At 69.1% G+C, this 16,654-nt stretch carries 16 protein-coding genes; 9 read left to right on the forward strand and 7 right to left on the reverse strand.

Features of this window, described 5'->3' with window-relative positions; translation table 11 throughout:
* Nucleotides 1–45: 45 nt before the first annotated feature.
* Nucleotides 46–705 carry a GntR family transcriptional regulator gene (locus OHA86_RS05965; RefSeq protein ID WP_329173130.1) on the forward strand — a complete coding sequence of 220 codons (660 nt, stop codon included), beginning with the start codon at nt 46–48 and terminating at the stop codon, nt 703–705.
* Nucleotides 706–717: 12 nt separating this feature from the next.
* On the opposite strand, the gene OHA86_RS05970 is transcribed toward OHA86_RS05965, so the two are convergent.
* The 5 genes from OHA86_RS05970 to OHA86_RS05990 form a co-directional block, all read right to left on the reverse strand.
* Complete coding sequence (locus OHA86_RS05970) at nt 718–2,043, reverse strand: DUF3500 domain-containing protein (protein ID WP_329173132.1); 1,326 nt, start codon at nt 2,041–2,043, stop codon at nt 718–720.
* A gap of 25 nt (nt 2,044–2,068) precedes the next feature.
* The gene (locus OHA86_RS05975) at nt 2,069–3,115 is read right to left on the reverse strand and encodes an amidohydrolase family protein (RefSeq protein WP_329173133.1); all 1,047 of its coding nucleotides are present in this window, start codon (nt 3,113–3,115) and stop codon (nt 2,069–2,071) included.
* Nucleotides 3,112–4,647: a sugar ABC transporter ATP-binding protein gene (locus OHA86_RS05980; RefSeq protein ID WP_329173136.1), complete on the reverse strand. Its 1,536-nt coding sequence runs from the start codon at nt 4,645–4,647 to the stop codon at nt 3,112–3,114. The genes OHA86_RS05975 and OHA86_RS05980 overlap by 4 nt, the downstream gene beginning before the upstream one ends.
* Nucleotides 4,648–4,724: 77 nt before the next feature.
* The gene (locus OHA86_RS05985) at nt 4,725–5,888 is read right to left on the reverse strand and encodes a sugar ABC transporter substrate-binding protein (protein WP_329173138.1); all 1,164 of its coding nucleotides are present in this window, start codon (nt 5,886–5,888) and stop codon (nt 4,725–4,727) included.
* A gap of 73 nt (nt 5,889–5,961) precedes the next feature.
* Nucleotides 5,962–7,005, reverse strand: coding sequence for an ABC transporter permease (locus OHA86_RS05990; RefSeq protein ID WP_329173139.1), 1,044 nt, complete (start codon nt 7,003–7,005; stop codon nt 5,962–5,964).
* Nucleotides 7,006–7,209: 204 nt separating this feature from the next.
* Here OHA86_RS05990 and OHA86_RS05995 point away from each other — a divergent pair, with 204 nt between their 5' ends.
* From OHA86_RS05995 to OHA86_RS06020, 6 genes are read left to right on the forward strand one after another with little or no spacing between them, the layout of a single operon-like run.
* Nucleotides 7,210–7,956: a dienelactone hydrolase family protein gene (locus tag OHA86_RS05995; RefSeq protein WP_329173140.1), complete on the forward strand. Its 747-nt coding sequence runs from the start codon at nt 7,210–7,212 to the stop codon at nt 7,954–7,956.
* Between the two features lie 38 nt (nt 7,957–7,994).
* Entirely contained in the window at nt 7,995–9,293 is a 1,299-nt protein-coding gene (locus OHA86_RS06000; protein WP_329173141.1) for an FAD-dependent monooxygenase, read from the forward strand.
* Nucleotides 9,290–9,760, forward strand: a complete 471-nt coding sequence (locus OHA86_RS06005; protein ID WP_329173142.1) for a YybH family protein — start codon at nt 9,290–9,292, stop codon at nt 9,758–9,760. The genes OHA86_RS06000 and OHA86_RS06005 overlap by 4 nt, the downstream gene beginning before the upstream one ends.
* Entirely contained in the window at nt 9,757–10,608 is an 852-nt protein-coding gene (locus tag OHA86_RS06010; protein ID WP_329173144.1) for a fumarylacetoacetate hydrolase family protein, read from the forward strand. Before OHA86_RS06005 ends, OHA86_RS06010 begins: the two co-directional genes overlap by 4 nt.
* Before the next feature lie 6 nt (nt 10,609–10,614).
* Complete coding sequence (locus OHA86_RS06015; protein WP_329173146.1) at nt 10,615–11,001, forward strand: RidA family protein; 387 nt, start codon at nt 10,615–10,617, stop codon at nt 10,999–11,001.
* 10 nt (nt 11,002–11,011) lie between these two features.
* On the forward strand, nt 11,012–12,220 hold the full coding sequence (locus OHA86_RS06020) for a DUF3500 domain-containing protein (RefSeq protein ID WP_329173148.1): 1,209 nt from the start codon (nt 11,012–11,014) through the stop codon (nt 12,218–12,220).
* A 142-nt stretch (nt 12,221–12,362) separates the two neighbouring features.
* Here OHA86_RS06020 and OHA86_RS06025 read toward each other — a convergent pair whose 3' ends face one another.
* Complete coding sequence (locus OHA86_RS06025; RefSeq protein ID WP_329173149.1) at nt 12,363–12,839, reverse strand: MarR family winged helix-turn-helix transcriptional regulator; 477 nt, start codon at nt 12,837–12,839, stop codon at nt 12,363–12,365.
* Nucleotides 12,840–12,879: 40 nt separating this feature from the next.
* On the reverse strand, nt 12,880–14,013 hold the full coding sequence (locus OHA86_RS06030) for an FAD-dependent monooxygenase (protein ID WP_329173151.1): 1,134 nt from the start codon (nt 14,011–14,013) through the stop codon (nt 12,880–12,882).
* Nucleotides 14,014–14,610: 597 nt separating this feature from the next.
* Between OHA86_RS06030 and OHA86_RS06035 the strand changes: the two genes are divergently transcribed.
* The gene (locus OHA86_RS06035) at nt 14,611–14,802 is read left to right on the forward strand and encodes an aroma-sacti cluster domain-containing protein (protein WP_329173153.1); all 192 of its coding nucleotides are present in this window, start codon (nt 14,611–14,613) and stop codon (nt 14,800–14,802) included.
* Nucleotides 14,803–14,804: 2 nt separating this feature from the next.
* Nucleotides 14,805–16,604, forward strand: a complete 1,800-nt coding sequence (locus OHA86_RS06040; protein ID WP_329182237.1) for an AfsR/SARP family transcriptional regulator — start codon at nt 14,805–14,807, stop codon at nt 16,602–16,604.
* The last annotated feature ends 50 nt before the right edge of the window (nt 16,605–16,654 follow it).

Genomic DNA, 16,654 nt, shown 5'->3' on the forward strand with positions numbered 1-16,654 from the left:
AGCTCGCTTCAATATCGTGTACGGAATTGTGGTTGGATTCGCTTCATGGCGACCAAGACCGAACAGGCATTCATGATCCTCAAGGAACGGATCATGAACGGCACTTATGGCCCTGGGCACCGCCTGGTCATCGACCAGCTGGTGCGCGAGCACGGCATCAGCTCGGTGCCGTGGCGCGAGTCGCTGCGCCGGCTCGAGGCCGGGGGCTGGGTGGAGATCGTGCCCAACGTCGGCGCGCTGGTGGCGACGTTCGACACCGACGCGTGGCAGCGGGGCCTGCAGATCGTGGCGCGCCTCGGCGGCTACGCGACGGCGTTGTCGGCGCCCCACCTGAGCGAGGCCGACCTGACAGCGGCCCATACACTGGACCGGCAGATGAAGGAGGCGCTGGCCGACTTCGACCCGGCCCGCTTCGGACAGCTCAACCGGGAGTTCCACCGGCTGCTCGCGTGCCGCTGCCCCGACCGCCGCCTCGTCGACATGGTCGACAACGAGTGGGCCCGGCTCGAAATCGTCCGCAAATCGGCCTTCTGGTACGCCCCCGGCCGCGCCCAGGCCGCCATCGCCGAGCACGAGGGCATCCTCCAGCTCATCGAGTCGGGCGCGTCGGCCGAGGCCATCGAGGCTGCCGCGAAGCAGCACGAGGTCAACACCATCGAGGCGGTCACGAAGTACGAGGCCGCCCTGCCCGACCCGCGGTTCTGAAGGGGGCACGGATCACTCGCCCCGCTCGCGCCACCGTGCGATGAGCGCCTTGGCGTAGTCGTTGCCGTTGGGGTGCCGGAGCGTCGTGTGCACGTGGAACCGGGCGGGCAGCCTGTTGCTCAGCCAGACTCCGGCGTGGTCATCGAACTCGGCGATCAGCACCGGGCTGTGCACCCGGAAGTAGAACGGCTGGGAGCCGTCCGTCGCGCCGTACCAGGAGAACCAGGTCTCGTCGACGTGCGCGTCGTACTCCGCCAGTGCCAGCTCGCGCTGCCCTTCGACCAGCAGGTGCAGGAAGTCGGCGACGACGCGACGGAGCAGGGCGCGCTGCGCGTCGTCGAGCTCGTCCGCCGCAATCCCCTCGTACGGGATCACACGGTTGTCACGGAACGCGCCCGCGACGTGCCGCTCGTCGGCGGGGTGCAGTCGTCCCTCCGGCATCGCCGGATCGAGTACGGACTCGAAGACGACGGCCCGGGCGCGCTGAGCGGCTGTGAGGGAACCGGCCAGTTCCAGGGCGAGCCGCTCCCGCGTCCCGAAGAGCGGCTCCCGGACGCCGGCCTCGTCGTCCAGGAGCGCGGGCTCACCTCCGAGGAAGACCGGTGCGATGACGTGCCGGCCCCCCACGGAGACGAAGTTGAGGGCCACGTGGTGGCCGAAGAGCTGCCAGCCCCACGGCTCACCCCGTGCACCCGTCGACGGGTCACCGAAGACTGAGAACCAGTAGCTGTGCCGGTTCATGACCGTGGGCAGGCCGGTCAGCTCGCCGAGGTGGCCGTTGAGCTCCATCGCACCCGAGACCTGGGCATAGCCGTCGGAGCTCAGCGACGCGCGGAGGATGTCGTGGATCGCCGACGTCGTGTCGTCGGCGAGCACCTCCATCCTCAGTCCCACGCGGTAGACCATGAACTCGGGGTTGCTCCATGCCCGCCACTGCGGTGCGTCGATGTCGTGGCACACCGCGTCCAGCTCGCCGGGAGTGAGCATCCCGAGGAAGCGGGCGGCTGCCTCCGAGGGCTCGCTCCCGGTGTCCGGCTGTACGGTGCCCGGCAGGGCGTAGAGCCCCTCGCGCACCGCGCCGTCGGAGGTGATTCCGACGAACGGCTCACGGTAGAGGCCGTCCCAGTGGACGAGGAGGTCGCGCAGGAAGGGTGCCTGGTAGCGGTCCTGGGCGAACTCCTCGTAGGTCATCCCGCGGACCTCGGTGAGCTTGGGGTCGTCGAGGCCGGGCAGGAAGGTGCGATAGCTCTCGTCAGTGAGCTCGACCGCCTCCTCACGGCCCGTTGTGCGGGAGGTCGTGAAGAAGCCGTCGATGTCCTCGTCAGGTGTGGCGTTCATCGGTCTCGCTCTGCTCGGGTGAGGGTCAGATCGGGAGGTTGAACATCTTCTTCGCGTTGCCGTGGAACACGGCCTCGCGATCGGCGTCGCTGATGTCGAGCTCGTTCTTGACGAAGTCGACGCCCTGGCTCATCCAGGAGCGGAAGACGGGGAACGAGGAGCCGAACATGTAGTGGTCGGCACCGTTGACCTTCAGTGCCGCCTCGACCTGGATCTTGCCCCAGGAGTGCGGGTGGGTGAGGTCGAAGAAGAGGTTGTTCTCGAGGTACTGCTTGATCTTGTCGCCACCGGTCGTCGACAGGCGCTGCATCGCCTCGCCGGCCTTGGGGGCGTGCGGAGTGAGCAGAGCCGTGGCCGCGAACCAGTTGCCGCCGAGCATCGTGTGGGTGAGCTTGAGGTCGGGGAACTCGTCGAACATGCCGCTGAAGAGCTCGCGCCCGACCGCGATGCCCTGGTCCATGATGCGGCCGTACTCACGACGGAAGTTCTGGTAGTCGATGACCGACTTCCACTCCACCGGGAGCGGCGTGTGGTGGACGATGACCGGGACCTTCTTGTCGTTGAGCACCTTGAGATAGGGCTTGAACGCCTCGTCGTCGAGGTAGAGCTGGCCGTAGTGGCAGGCGAGCTGGACGCCCACGGCGCCGTTGTCGAGGCAGCGCTCGAGCTCGTGGATGTTCTCCTTGCCGCCCCACGGCGGGACGCAGGCGGTCGAGAAAAGACGCCCGTTCGACTCGGCGACGATCTTGGCGGCGTTGTCGTTGACCGCCTTGCAGGTCTCGAGGCCGAGCCACTCCTGCCAGACCGGGACTCGCATGATGCCGTAGTCGACGCCGGCGTCGTCCATCGCGTTCAGCTTCGCCTCGGTCGAGTAGTCGCCCTCGACGTAGTTGAGGTTGGGGTAGCCCTTCGGCTTCTCCAGGACCAGTTGCTTCCTGCCGTCCTCCATGGTGATGACGTCGGCGACCTCGCCGAAGCCGCGCGGAGCACTGTTGAGGAAGCCGTTGAGGATCTTCTCGTTGGTGAAGAGGTCCTCGGGCAGGTGGTGGACGTTGATGTCGACGACGGTCATGACGCTCCTTGCGGGCTGTGCTCGCGCAGCTTGGTGCGCGAGCTGTCGGTGTAGATGGTCCGGACGATGTCATGCGGTGTGAGCTCATCGGTGAGCTCACACCCGACGACACCGTCGCTGAAGACGAGTACGCGATCGCACAGCAGCGCGAGCTCGTTCTCGTCGGAGCTGGCGACGAGAACGGCGCGGCCCTCGCGAGCAGCCCCACGGACCGCCTCGACGATGGTCTTGCGCGCGCCCACGTCGACGGCCTGGGTGGGCTCGTGGAGCACCAGCAGCGCCGGGTCGGTCGCGAGCCACTTGGCCAGGAGCACCTTCTGCTGGTTGCCCCCGCTCATGTTCTCGAGCACCGCGTGCGGCCACGGGGGTCGCACGTCGAGGCGCTCGATCCAGTCGGCCGCCAGCTGCTTCTCGGCTCCGCTCCGCAGCGGCCGCACCTTGCCGGAGGCACTCGCGGTGCAGGTCTGCGGGAACGAGATGTTCTCCGTCACGGTCATCCCGCCGACGAGACCGGCCGACTCACGGCCCTCCGGGACGAGCGCGATGCCGCTCTTGATCGCCGAGGCCGGCGACAGGCCCTTGAGCGCGACCTGCCCTGAGGGCAGGGTCACCGTGCCGCCTTTCGCCTCGCTGACGCCGCTGATCAGGTAAGGGACGTCGTCGTAGCCCGACCCGCCGAGGCCCGTGAGGCCGACGACCTCACCGGGTCGGATACGCAGGGACAGCTCGCGCACGGCGCGTCCCGTGAGGCGGTCGACCACGACGGGGGCGGCGTCGGTCGCGGCGTCGGCCGCCGTGCGGTGCTCGAGGCCCTCGACCTCGCACCCGAGCATGAGGTGAGCGAGGTCGGATTTCGTCATGCCCTCGACTTCCTTGCCGGCCACGACGATCTCGCCGTCGCGGAGCACGGTGACCCGGTCGGCGGCCTCCACGACCTCCTCCAGGCGGTGCGTGATGAGCAGGGCCGAGGTGCCGGTCGCGACGATGCGGTCGAGCAGGGCGTAGAACCGCTCGAGCGACTCACGGCCGAGGGCACGCGTCGACTCGTCGAAGACGATGAGCCCACGGCCGTCCTCCAGGTCCTGCACGGCACGGGCGATCGCGACGACCGCCTTCTCGTCCTCATGCAGATCCGCGACCTTGGTGTCGAGCGGAACGCTGCGCGCGCCGAGTCGGTCGAAGACGGCCCGCGTCGCCGCGGCCTCGGCCTTCCAGTCGATCCGGCGAAGGAAGCGCGAGCCCTTGAACCGGCCGAGCCGGGTGTTCTCCAGCACGGTGGCGTCCGGCACCAGGCCGAGGTTCTGGTGCACGACCGCGACCCCCGCGGCACGGGACTCGTCGGGCCTGATCGGGAGCCGCAGGCCGACGCCGTCGACCGTGACACGGCTGCCTGCGTCGGGGCGGTAGAGGCCGGTGAGGATCTTGGCGAGGGTGGACTTGCCCGACCCGTTCTGCCCGATGAGGGCGTGGATCTCTCCGGGACGCACATCCATGGTGACGTCGCGCAGGACCATGGCGCTACCGAAGGTCATCGTGACCCCGTCGACAGCGAGCCGGGGGGCCGGCGGGAGACCGGTCCGTCCCACCGGGGCCTGGTCATGCAGCCCGCTCACGCGACGCCCCACAGCTTCTTGAAGTCGTCGGTGAAGGTGGCCGGGCCGAACCACTCGCCGGAGAGCTCGGCCTTCTCGGTCAGCTTGACGTCGCCGATGTTGTCCCTGGTGAACAGACGGGTCGGGATGGTGTACTCCGGCACCGGCTTGCCGAGGATCAGGCGCAGCGCCGCGTCGGTGTCGACCCAGCCCTGGAAGGCCGCGGCCTGGGCGGTGACGGCTGCCAGCGAACCGGACTTGAGGGCCTTCATGCCGCCGAGGGAGGCGGAGCCGGTGACGACCTTGATGTCCGTACGCGACGTCTGCTGGACACCGCCCTGGGTCGGCTGCAGGTACTGCTCGAACTGCGCGTCGACGTACTTGATGGTCGGGTCCTTGAGCAGCATGGCGCTGGTCGAGGAGGGGATGAGCGCGAAGTTGGAGGACGTGACCTTGTTGACCGTCAGCTTGCAGTCGGGGCAGCTCTTCTTCAGCGCGGCCTTGCCGTCGGCGACGTAGCTGGCGGGCGACAGGCCGTCGGAGCTCTGGTTGACCAGGGTGTTGGCCTTGCCCTTGGAGTCCGAGGCCATCCAGTCGAAGAGGCGGATCTGCTGCTCGCTCCCGGGGACCTGCACCCAGGTGAGCGTCTTGGAGGCCGGGTGGGACGGGTCGGGCACCTGGTTGCTGATGACGACCGGGATGCCGGCCTTCTGCGCGGCGTCGAGACCGTTGGCCGCCAGCGCGTACGGGATGGCATCCGTGATGATGGCCGCGGCCTTGGTGTCCGTCGCCTGGCTTATGCAGCCGCCGATGTCGGTCGGCGTTCCCTTGCCGTCGCACACCTGGAGGCGGAGGCCCACGGTCGCGGCGGCGGCGGCGAGGGTCTTCTCTGTGGTGGTGAACTGCGGTGCCTGCTTGGTGATCGGGACGTAGAAGACAGTCTTTCCGGCGACGGAGCCGACGTTGTCGAGTTTCTCCGTCGGGACGGGGTAGGCGTCCAGCGGCTTCATCGCCGTGACCAGGTTGGCGCCGGCTACGGAGGCCGAGCCGTCGGCGTCGGCGGACGCGGTGTCCTGCGAGTCACCGCCACAGGCGGCGAGGGGACCGGCGAGGAGGACGATGCCGGCGGCTGTGGCCCAGGTGCGGGCGCGTCGCCGAGGGGTGGGGCGTGCGGGTCTCATGGCGAACTCCATTGTTTGCTGAGAATGACGCGGTGGCGCGGTGCCGCTGATCGAGGAGAGGACCGGCGGGTGATCAGCGCAAACGGCTGCGCAGCACGGTCGAGATGGTGACGGCGACGACGAGGACGCCGCCGTAGAAGACGCTCGTGACCCACGAGGTCGCGCCCAGGAGCTGGAGCCCGAGCACGCCGGTCGCCAGGAAGAAGACAGCGATGAGGGTGCCCATCGGATTGAACCGCCCCGGCTGCAGGATCGCCGTGCCGAGGAAGGTCGCCGCGAAGATCGGCAGCAGGTAGCTCTGCGACACGTTGGGGTCGAAGCCGCCGGTGGCCGCAGCGGAGAGCACCCCTCCCACGCCGGCGATGAGGCCCGCGGTCGTGAAGGCCCCGATGCGGACCCGGGTCACGCGCACACCGGCGAGTCGGCTGACCTCACGGCTCTCACCGACGAAGCGCATGTTGCGGCCCAGCGGCGTGAAGTGCAGGACGTAGGCGAACCCGAGCATGAGCGCGAGCCCGTAGAAGAAGCTGATCGGAAGGCCGGCGACCGGCTGGAGCGCGATGTCCTTGAATTCGCTGGGGAGGCCGCTGACCGGCATCAGGTCGGAGGCCCACAGCGCGATTCCGAGGAGGAAGGTGCCCATGCCGAGCGTCACCACGATGGTATTGACGCCGACCTTGACCACCAGCCAGCCGTTCACGGCACCCACCGCGGTGGACAGGACGAGCGAGGCGAGCACCGCCGCACCCACACTCCACCCGTGGTTGACGTGGAGGGTCGTCAGCATGATGGCGGCGAGCCCGAAGTTGGAGGCGACCGACATGTCGACGAACTCACCGACGACGATCGTGCAGAGCAGGGCGGCGGTCAGAAAGACGAGCGCCGCCTGGTTCTGACTGCCGAAGATCACCTTGAGGCTGCCCGACGTCATGAATGTGTCGGGACGGAGGGCCGAGAAGAGGACCGCGAGCGCGATCCAGACGCCGATGACGGCGAATCGGGAGGCGAACCAGACCCCGCCGCTGCGGTGCTTCCCAGCGGCGGCCGGGGCGGAGGCCGGTGCGGGCGGCGGCGTCACGGTGGTGGTCGGCCCGGCGGCCGTGGGCATCTCTGACATGGGATCGGGCGCTCCCTGACTGGTACGTGCGGGCTGTGGTGCCGAGCACTTTCAGAATCGTGTACGAAACCATATACAGAATCGCCTGCAATACAAGGCCTGATGCCACCCAAAATCGTGGTTGAAATCGTACACGATCTGACCTACGGTTTCGGATCACCGTGTGGCGCAGGCCATATCCCGTACTCGGAGAGGCAGGGAACCGTGACCCAGGCAGTCGGCCGTGACGTCGAGTACCAGCACGAGGGGACCCGCATGCTGGGTCTGGCCATGGCGCCTCGGGGCGGAGCGGCCGGCGACTCCTGCGCCGCCGCGGTCCTGCTCATCCACGACGCCTTCGGCATCAGCGAGGAGATGACCGGCAAGGCTGCGCGGCTCGCCGCGGCCGGGCATCCGGTGTTTCTGGCCGACGTATGGGGCGAGCGCGCCACGCCTGCCTCGGTCACCGAGATCGGGCCGCTGATCGGTGCCATGGCCCAGGACCGCGACCGATGGCTGGGCCGCGTCGCCGCCGCCCACGCGGCGCTCGACGCGCAGCCGGAGTTCACCGGCCGTCCACTGGCCCTCCTCGGTTACTGCTTCGGCGGCTCCTCGGCCCTCGAGTACCTCCGCACCGGAGCAGTCGTCGCCGGTGTCGCCGCGGTGCATCCCGGGCTCGACCTGCTCGACCAGGACTGGAGCACTCCGGGATCGGGCTCCGTGCTGCTGATGATCGGCGCCGACGATCCGATGGCGACGCCTCCGATGCGGCACCGGCTCGAGGAACACCTGAGCTCCGCCGGGCTGGACCACCAGTTCCACCTCTACAGCGGCACCACCCACGCCTTCACCAGCCCGAAGGCCGCCGCCTCCCCCGAGCCCGAGGTGTTCGCCTACAACGCGCGCAGCGCCGCGCGTGCCTGGGCGGCCACCACCGGCTTCCTCGCCGAGCTCTCCGCTCCGGCCTCCTGACCGCCCGCCCATCCCCCTCAAACGACGAGGACAACGACATGACCACCACCGACCTCGACATCGCGATCATCGGCGCCGGGCCGGCCGGCCTGCTCACCGCGCTCCGCATGCATCAGAAGGGCTTCCGTCCGGTCGTCTACGAGGTCGTGCCCGAGCTCAAGCCGCTCGGCGTCGGCGTCGACATCAAGACCGTCGGCACGGCCGAGCTCGACGACCTCGGCCTGCTGGAGGAGTTCCGTACGATCTCCGTCGACGCGCAGGACTCGATCTTCTACAACCACTTCGGCCAGGAGATCTACGCCGAGAAGTGCGGCGTACACATGGGCTACCGGCACGAGCAGCGCTTTGTGCACCGCGGCACCCTCCAGATGCTGTTCCACAAGGCCGTGCTCGAGCGGCTCGGCGCGGACACGATCCGCCTCGGCACCGATGTCACCGGCTACTCGCAGGACGAGACCGGCGTGACGCTCCACCTCCTGCACGCCGACGGCCGCACGGAGCAGGTGCGCCATGCGGCGGTCATCGCCGCCGACGGCATCAAGTCCGCCATCCGCAAGCAGATGTTCCCCGAGCTCTCCGAGCCGCACTTCTCCGGCATCACCATGTGGCGCGGCACCACGGTCATGGAGCCCTTCCGCAACGGCCACACGATCCTGCACATCGGTGACCCCAACACCGCCTCGATGATCGTGTACCCCATCGCCGACAACTTCGAGGGCACCGGCAGAACCCTGGTCAACTGGGTCGCCGAGACCAACGGTGAGGAGACCATCGAGGACTGGAACCAGGTCGGCGACATCAGCGAGGTCATCCCGCTCTTCGACACCGTCGAGCTGCCCTTCCTCGACGTCCGGCGGATGATTCGCGAGGCACGCGAGGTCTACCTCTTCCCCCTGATCCGCCACGACCCGCTCGACAACTGGGTCGACGGCCGGGTCGTCCTGCTCGGCGACGCCGCCCACGCGATGTACCCCCGCGGCGGCAACGGCATCACCCAGGCGATGCTCGACGCCCGCGTCATCGTGGAAAAGCTCGCCGAGACCCCGGACGACCCGCGCGCGGCCTTCGTCGCGTACGACGCGGCCCGCCGCGAGGGCGTCAACCGGATCGTGATGAACATGCGTGGCGAGGGCTACGAGGTGATCCGCCGCATGGTCGCCGAGCGCACCGGAGGCACTCGCTTCGAGGACGTCGAGGAGGTTCTCCCGCTCGCGGAGGCCGACGAGATCTTCAGCAAGTACCACGCGCTGGTCGGTGCGCCTCGTCCCGGCTTCGAGGCCGGCGAGGCGACGGGCTACCGCACCAACGACCGCGACGAGTACGGAGCCAAGGCATGACCGTCGCCCCGGTGGTCCTCGCCGACGGGGCCACGCGCGCAGCGATCCTCTCCGTGGAGGAGCGCCGTCAGCGGGCGCTGCTGGAGGTCGACCTCGACACGCTGCGCGACCTGTACGACGACTCGCTGATCCACACCCATGCGCCCGGCCTGACCCACACGAAGGCCCAACTCCTGGAGCACATCGCCACCCGGGCGCCGTACAAGGGCGCCGTCCGAGGCGATCTGACCATCCGGGTGATCGGCGACGCCGCGATCATGACGGGCCGTCTGATCAACCGCCTCGGCAGTCCGGACGGCTCCGAGCGCACGGTCGCCGGCCAGGTGATCCAGGTGCTGCGGCGCTGCGCGGACGGCGCCTGGCGCTTCGTGAGCTTCCAGATGACCCCGGACGGCGAGCACGTCTGGACCCCCACCGCCGAGGAGAAGGCCGGCCTCGACAAGATCGCTCACGAGGAGCAGCAGTGAAGATCGCACGCTTCCACACCGCAGACGGGCCGACGCGGCTCGGCCGTGTCGACGGTGACCGGGTCACCGACATCTCCGATGTCGTCGGGGACACGTCGCTGCGGTCGATCCTGCCCCTGCTGCCCTCGCTGAAGCACGAGATCCTCGCGGCCGGCAGCCTTTCGCACGCGCTGGCCGACGTGGTCCTCGAGGCCCCGATCGACAACCCGCAGAAGTACCTCGGCATCGGCATGAACTACAAGGAGCACGCCGAGGAGGCGCGCGCCGCGGGCATCCCCATACCGGAGAACCAGATGTGGTTCAACAAGCAGGTCTCCTGCATCGTCGGCCCCTACGACGGCATCGTGAAGCCCAACCTCTCCGACGCCCTCGACTACGAGATCGAGCTCGGCGTGGTGATCGGCCGGCGTTGCAAGCACGTGTCCGTCGAGGACGCCCGCTCCGTCATCGCCGGATACCTCGTCACCAACGACGTGTCGGTCCGCGACTGGCTGCAGAAGAGGTCGCCGACGTTCACGCTCGGCAAGTCGTTCGACACCCACGGCCCGATCGGCCCGTGGCTGACCACCGACGACGAGATCGCCGACCCGCACGACCTGCGGATGACCCTCAGCGTCAACGGCGAGGTCCGCCAGGACTGGCCGACGAACGACATGGTCCACGACATCTACGAGCAGATCGCCTACCTCTCGCAGGTCTTCACCCTCATGCCCGGCGACATCCTCGCCACCGGCACGCCCGCGGGCATCGGCGCGATGCGGGGCAAGTTCCTCAAGACCGGCGATGTCGTCCGCGCGGAGATCCAGGGCCTCGGCCACATCGAGAACCGCGTCATCGCCGAGGGCTGAGCGGCCATGAGCACCCGCACCAGCATCGGCGTTCCAGGGTTCAGCCACGTCAACCCGATCCCGGCCGCCAGCCGGATCGGCCCGTTCGTCGCGACCGGCGCCATCACCGGCCGCGACCCGATGACCGGCGAGATGGCCTCCGACGCAGACCGGCAGTTCGCACACGTCTTCGCCCACGTCCGCACCCTGATGGCCCAGCTCGGCGGCACGACGGACGACATCCTCAAGATGACGTTCCACCTCGCCGACCCCAACGACCGCGAAGCACTCAACCGGGAGTGGCTGGCGATGTTCCCCGACCCGGCCAACCGCCCGGCCCGGCAGGCGATCGCGGCTCAGCTCGACCGCGGCGCCGTCGTCCACTGCGACCTGCTCGCGGTGCTCAGCGACTGAGGAAGGAACCATGAAGCACCTCCCCGACCCCGGCGGCTCCTCGCCCTGCCCCGTGACCTACGAGGCACCCGTCACCATCAAGCGGATGCTCTTCGCCACCTGGGCACTGCTCGACTCGCTCCGGCCCGACCTCAAGGCCGCGGCGATCGTGCCCGACATGGACGCTCCGGGCCGTCTCGACTGGGACTTCATCCCCAAGCCCGACCGAGCCGGCATCCCGATGCACTCGCTCGACCGGCACCAGAAGGTCATCGCGCACTCGCTGCTCAAGGCCGGCCTCAGCATGCGCGGCTACAGCCAGGCACTCTCCGTGATGGCCACGGAGAACATGCTGCGCGAACTCGAGGTGATCGAGCGCGGCTTCGGCGTCCTCGCCGGCAACTTCCGCGATCCCGAGGGCTACTGGTTCAGCTTCTGGGGGCGGCCCGGCTTCGAGGACACGTGGGGCTGGCGGGTCATCGGTCACCACCTCTCCCTCAACTGCACGATCGTCGCGCAGCGCTACCTCACCGTCACACCGCTCGCGATGGGCGCGCAGCCCGTCGGCGCAGGCGTGCTGGACGCGCTCGGTGAGAACGAGCGCCGGGCTCTGACGATCCTGCATTCGCTGTCCCCCGACGCACGGGAACAGGCCGTCATCCACGATGTCGCGCCTGCCGACTTCGTCACCCGTCAGGTGCCCTGCGTCGGCGCCGAGGAATGGCCCGACTGGGTCGACCTCGGGATCGTCGGCTACGAGACGACCGACGAGGACCGCGAGCGCCTGCGCTTCGTGAAGGCCGACCCGTCGGGCATCAGCGGCGCCGACCTGACCGGCGATCAGCTCGATGCCGTACGCGACCTTCTCCTCTACTACGCGGGGACCGGTCCCGACGAGCTGTCCCGGCAGTACCGCGAGCAGGTTCTCGCGGCCGACCCGTGCGACATCCGTTTCGCCTGGGCAGGCGGACGCGAGGCGAACACCGCCCACTACTACCGGATCTCCACGCGTGACCTGCTCGTCGAGGCCGACAACGCGGTCGCCGCGGGCCAGCATGTCCACGCGATCTGGCGTGACCTCAACAACGACCTCGGTCACGGCCTGCTGCTCGACCACTACGCGCGGCACGGCCCGGACGGCCGGCACCTGCGGCGCCGGCTGGTCTCGAACCGGCCGGCCGAGGACGCCCCCCTCGAAACCGGAGGGTGGTACGTCCCGGAGGTCTACGTGAAGCGCTGACCGGGCCATGAGACAAGTCGAGCGCCGTGCCGCCGGGAACGGGCCGGGCCGCGGCAACCACGGGTTCCGTGCTCGTCGCGTGATCAGGACCGCCGCACAACGCGGCCCCGCCCTGCCCGGACGCGGCCTTCCGCACCACGCTTCAGACCGGGGCCCCGGTCTGCGCCCCGCCCGGCTCAAGGGCTTGGAGGCGTTCGTGGAGTGCCGCCAGCGCCTCCGTGGCCTGCTCGATCGCCGCCCGGTGAACCGCGCTGATTCCCTCCAGGGCCTCCCGGATCGGCTCGGCCCAGCTCTCCGCGATCGCCTCGTGCTCCGAACGCCCGAGTTCGGTCGGCCTGACCAGCGTGATGCGACGGTCCCTGGGACTGGTCTCCTTGACCACGAAGCCGCGACCGGCCAGAACCCGGATCGCCGCGCTCACGTTGGGCTGGCGCAGTCCCAGCGCCTGCGCCAGCTCGCCGACGGTGGATCCCGGCGCGTCGATGACCTGCTTGAGCAGTACCAGTTCGGTGGTCGGGATCGGGCCGACGCCCGCGCGCTCGGGCGACCGCCGGTGGACGGTCCACCCGAGCTCGCGCAGGACGTCGGCCAGCTCACGCTGGTGAGAGGTAAGGCTCATCCCGCTCATCGTAACGAACCGCCGCGCGCGGCAGCACAGCTCAGAGCGGCTGGGCCATGACCTCGAGGACGTGATCGGTGGCGGCGATGTTGTCGAAGTCCGGCTTGCGCCCCATCTCCCACTCCGCGATGTCGAGCGAGGTGTCGACGACGAGCTTGCAGCGCTCGAAACGGCGGTCGGTGTACTCCGCGAAGGCCGCCTCGATGTCCTCGTGCCCGGCGAGGCAGTCGGCGAGCACGACGCCGTCCTCGATCGCCTGGGCGGCACCCTGTCCGAGGTGCGGCGTGATCGCGTGGACGGAGTCGCCCATCAGGACGATACGGCCCTTGTGCCACGGAGCGTCCACGATCAGGGACTCCTCCGGCCGCAGCACGATGTCGCGGTCGTCGGTGATGAACTCGTCGCGGATGCGGCCCATGAAGCCACCGAACGGCGCGAGGTACGCGCGCAGGTTCTCGGCGCTGTCCATGCCCGAGTCAGGCGCCTGCTTCGCCATGTGGGCGTTGTAGAAGAGGTAGGCCAGGTCCTTGCCGATCGGGACGAGACCGGCCATGCCCTCGGGGCCGGCCTGCAGGATGATGCTGTCGATCTCGGGCAGGAGCGGGATGTTGACGCGGTAGGCCGACTGACCGATGTAGTAAGGCGCGACTTCGCCCTCGACGACGTAGCCGCGGGTCTTGGAGTAGACGCCGTCGGCACCGACGACGATGTCGAAGCGACCGGTGGATCCGTCGGTGAAGCCGACGTCGACGCCGGCACCGTCGTCCTTGAGTTCCGCGAAGGTCGTCGCGTAACGGATGGTCACGCCCGCCCCGACGGCATGGGAGGTCAGGATCTCGTGCAGCTTCGGACGGGTGAGACCGTTCATCGGAGGCAGGTCGACACCGGGGACGGGCGTACCCGGCATCTCCTTGATGAAGGTGCCGTCGGTCGAGTAGAGACCGCCCCAGCGCTTGGCCGGGTAGCCGGCCGCGATGCAGTCCTGGGCGCAGCCGATCATGTCGAGTGCCCGCAGAGCGTTCATCGGCTGGATGATGCCGACACCGTGGACAGACGAGTGGACGTCGGAGTGGAGCTCGACGACCGTCGTGTCGTAGCCCTTCTGCTGGACGGCGATGGCTGTCGCGAGACCACCGATCCCTCCACCGACGATGAGGATCGAACCTCGGCTCATAGCGATTCCCTTCGGCTCTGCGCTGTTGCCCTGCAATCAAGTGCTGCTGTGGCGCGCACCACAGGAAAGATACGAAGATATATATATTTCCGTCAATGGTTCTGCCGAGGCAGGTTTCGCAAACAGGGCCGGCATGGGGCCCGTCGCGTGGCGGCCCTGGCCGGTGAGCAGACTCCGGATGCACCACAGGCGTTGCAGATCGCCGGTTCCGCGGCGAGCAGTGGCGGCCGCGGCTTCGCCACCACCACCGCCGGCAGCGCCCGGCCGTGGGCTTATCCCCCACGAGAACTCCGCGCCCGCCCCGCAGAACGCGCTCCGCGCCTGTTCTACGTGGCCGGGTTCACCTCTTGCCACCACCCGGGAATCGACGTCAGCATGAACCTGTCACGATGCTGCCACGTGTCGTGACTGAAGACCGGTACATCGTGGGAGGAAAGGGGCGCCACCGCCTGAGGCTGCGCTTGTGCACGTCTCATGCGTGTCGGAGTCCGACCCTCCGGGGGGAACCAGCGATTGGTCGACATCCGGGGATCGTTCGTCTGCGAACGTATTTTGAGCTGATCTCGTACACGCCGACATACGACATTGGAGGCAACCATGGACTTCGATCCCCTCGCGTCCCTGCGGCAGGCCGGCAACCCGGTCGATCTGCTGAGCGACGCGCAGCGCGATGTGCTGGCGCAGCTCACGGAGGACGAGGTCGCCGTCCTCAACTCCGTGAAACAGAGGCTGGACGCGGTCGCGGACGCCGAGGTCGAGGGCCACTCCACTGCCATCAAGCTGGCGTGACGATGGGCGTGAGCTTCGGGATTCTCGGCCCGTTGCTGGTGCTTCGGGACGGCTTCCCGCTGGACCCAGGATCGAGGAAGCAGCAGACTCTGCTCGCCGCCCTGCTGGCCCACGCCAACGCACGGGTCTCGTCGAACGTGCTGGTCGAGGCGCTGTGGGCGGACGATCCGCCGCGGACAGCCCGCAAGAACATCCAGGTGTACGTGTCCGCGCTGCGGCGGCTCCTGGACGGGGGGACCGGTTCGAGGATCGTCCACCAGCGCGGTGGTTACGTACTCCAGGCAACCGCCGACGAACTGGACGCGCTCTCCTTCCTGCGGCGGGCCCGGGTCGGCTCGCTGACCGAGGCGCTCGACCTGTGGCGCGGGCCGGCGCTGGACGGGTTCTGTGATGTGCCGCTGATCGGGGATGCCGCGCGGGGGCTCGACCGGCGGTTCCTGGAGGTCTCGGAAGACTGGGCGGAGGCGGAGATCGCGGCGGGCGGCGGGGCCGCCGCGATCGAGCGGCTCACCGAGATCGCGCAGCGCCATCCGCTGCGGGAACGCCTACGGGTGGCGCAGATGACGGCACTGTGCCGGGCGGGGCGGCGGTCGGAGGCGCTGGCGGTGTACGACGATTTACGCCAGGCCCTCGCCCGTGAGCTGGGGCTGCCGCCGAGTCCGGCGCTGGGGCGGTTCTACCAGTCGCTGTTGCGCGAACAGGAGGGCACCGAGTCCCGGTCCGCGGTGCCGCACCGGGAGCGGGCGCACGCGCCGAATCTGTTGCCGTGGGATCTGCCGAACCTCACGGGGCGGGAGACGGAGGCCGACGAGGTGGCCGACGCGCTGGTCCAGGGCCGCAACGGACCAGTGGTGGTGACCGGCCCGCTCGGCGCCGGGAAGACGGCGCTCGCGATACGGGTGGCGCACCGGCTCGGCGACCACTTCCCGGACGGCCGTTTCTTCGTCCGGCTGCGCGGCGAGGACGGCAGGCTGCGGCCGTTGGAGGACGCGGTGTCCCAGTTGCCGTCCGTACGGATGCCCGGTGGGCGAGTCGACCCGCGGCAGGTGTGGCAGCTGTGGCTCTCCCAGCGTCGGGCGCTGGTCGTCCTCGACGATGCCCGACGGGAGTCCGAGGTCCGTCCGCTGCTGCCGGAGACCGGGGAGAGCGCGGTCATCGTCACGGCCCGGTCGGCGCTGATCGGTCTGGAGGGCGCCTACCGGATCCGGCTCTCCACCTTCACCCCGGCCGAGGCGCTGCAGTTCCTCGGGCGGGTGATCGGTACGGACCGGGTGGCTGCGGACCGGGAGTCCGCCGAGCGTGTGGTCGCGGCGTGCGGGCTGCTGCCGCTCGGGGTACGGCTGGCGGCGGAGAGGTTGGCGTTCCTGCGCCATGTACCGCTGCGCGAGTACGCGGCCCGGATCGGGGATCCCAGCGGTTTGGTCGACGAGCTGTGCGGGAGCGATCCGGCGGTCCGCTCCCGGCTGGCCGAGGCGATCGGGGACCTGCCGGGATCCGCGCACCAGGCGGTGCTCCGGCTGGGCACCCTGGCGGAGCCCGTGTTCACGCTCCAGCAGGCGGCCGCGGTTCTGGAGGCCGAGACCGGTACGGCGATACGGCTGCTGGAGACGCTGCTGGAGGCCGGCATCCTCACCGTTCCCGGCGGGGAGGGGGCCGCGGACACCGTGCGGTACGAGATGCCGCGGCTGCCTTTCGCGCATGCGCGGGAAAGTGCCGTACGGATGACCGTCGCAGTATTCGTGAGTGATCGTCATACCGTTTTCGAACCGGTGGAAAATCGTTTGCATACCGGGGCCTCTTAGCTTCTTCACGGGGCGGTGTCGCGGACGCCGCCGGAGCGAAGGAGGACACC

The organism is Streptomyces sp. NBC_01477 (assembly GCF_036227245.1).
Lineage (GTDB): Bacteria > Actinomycetota > Actinomycetes > Streptomycetales > Streptomycetaceae > Actinacidiphila.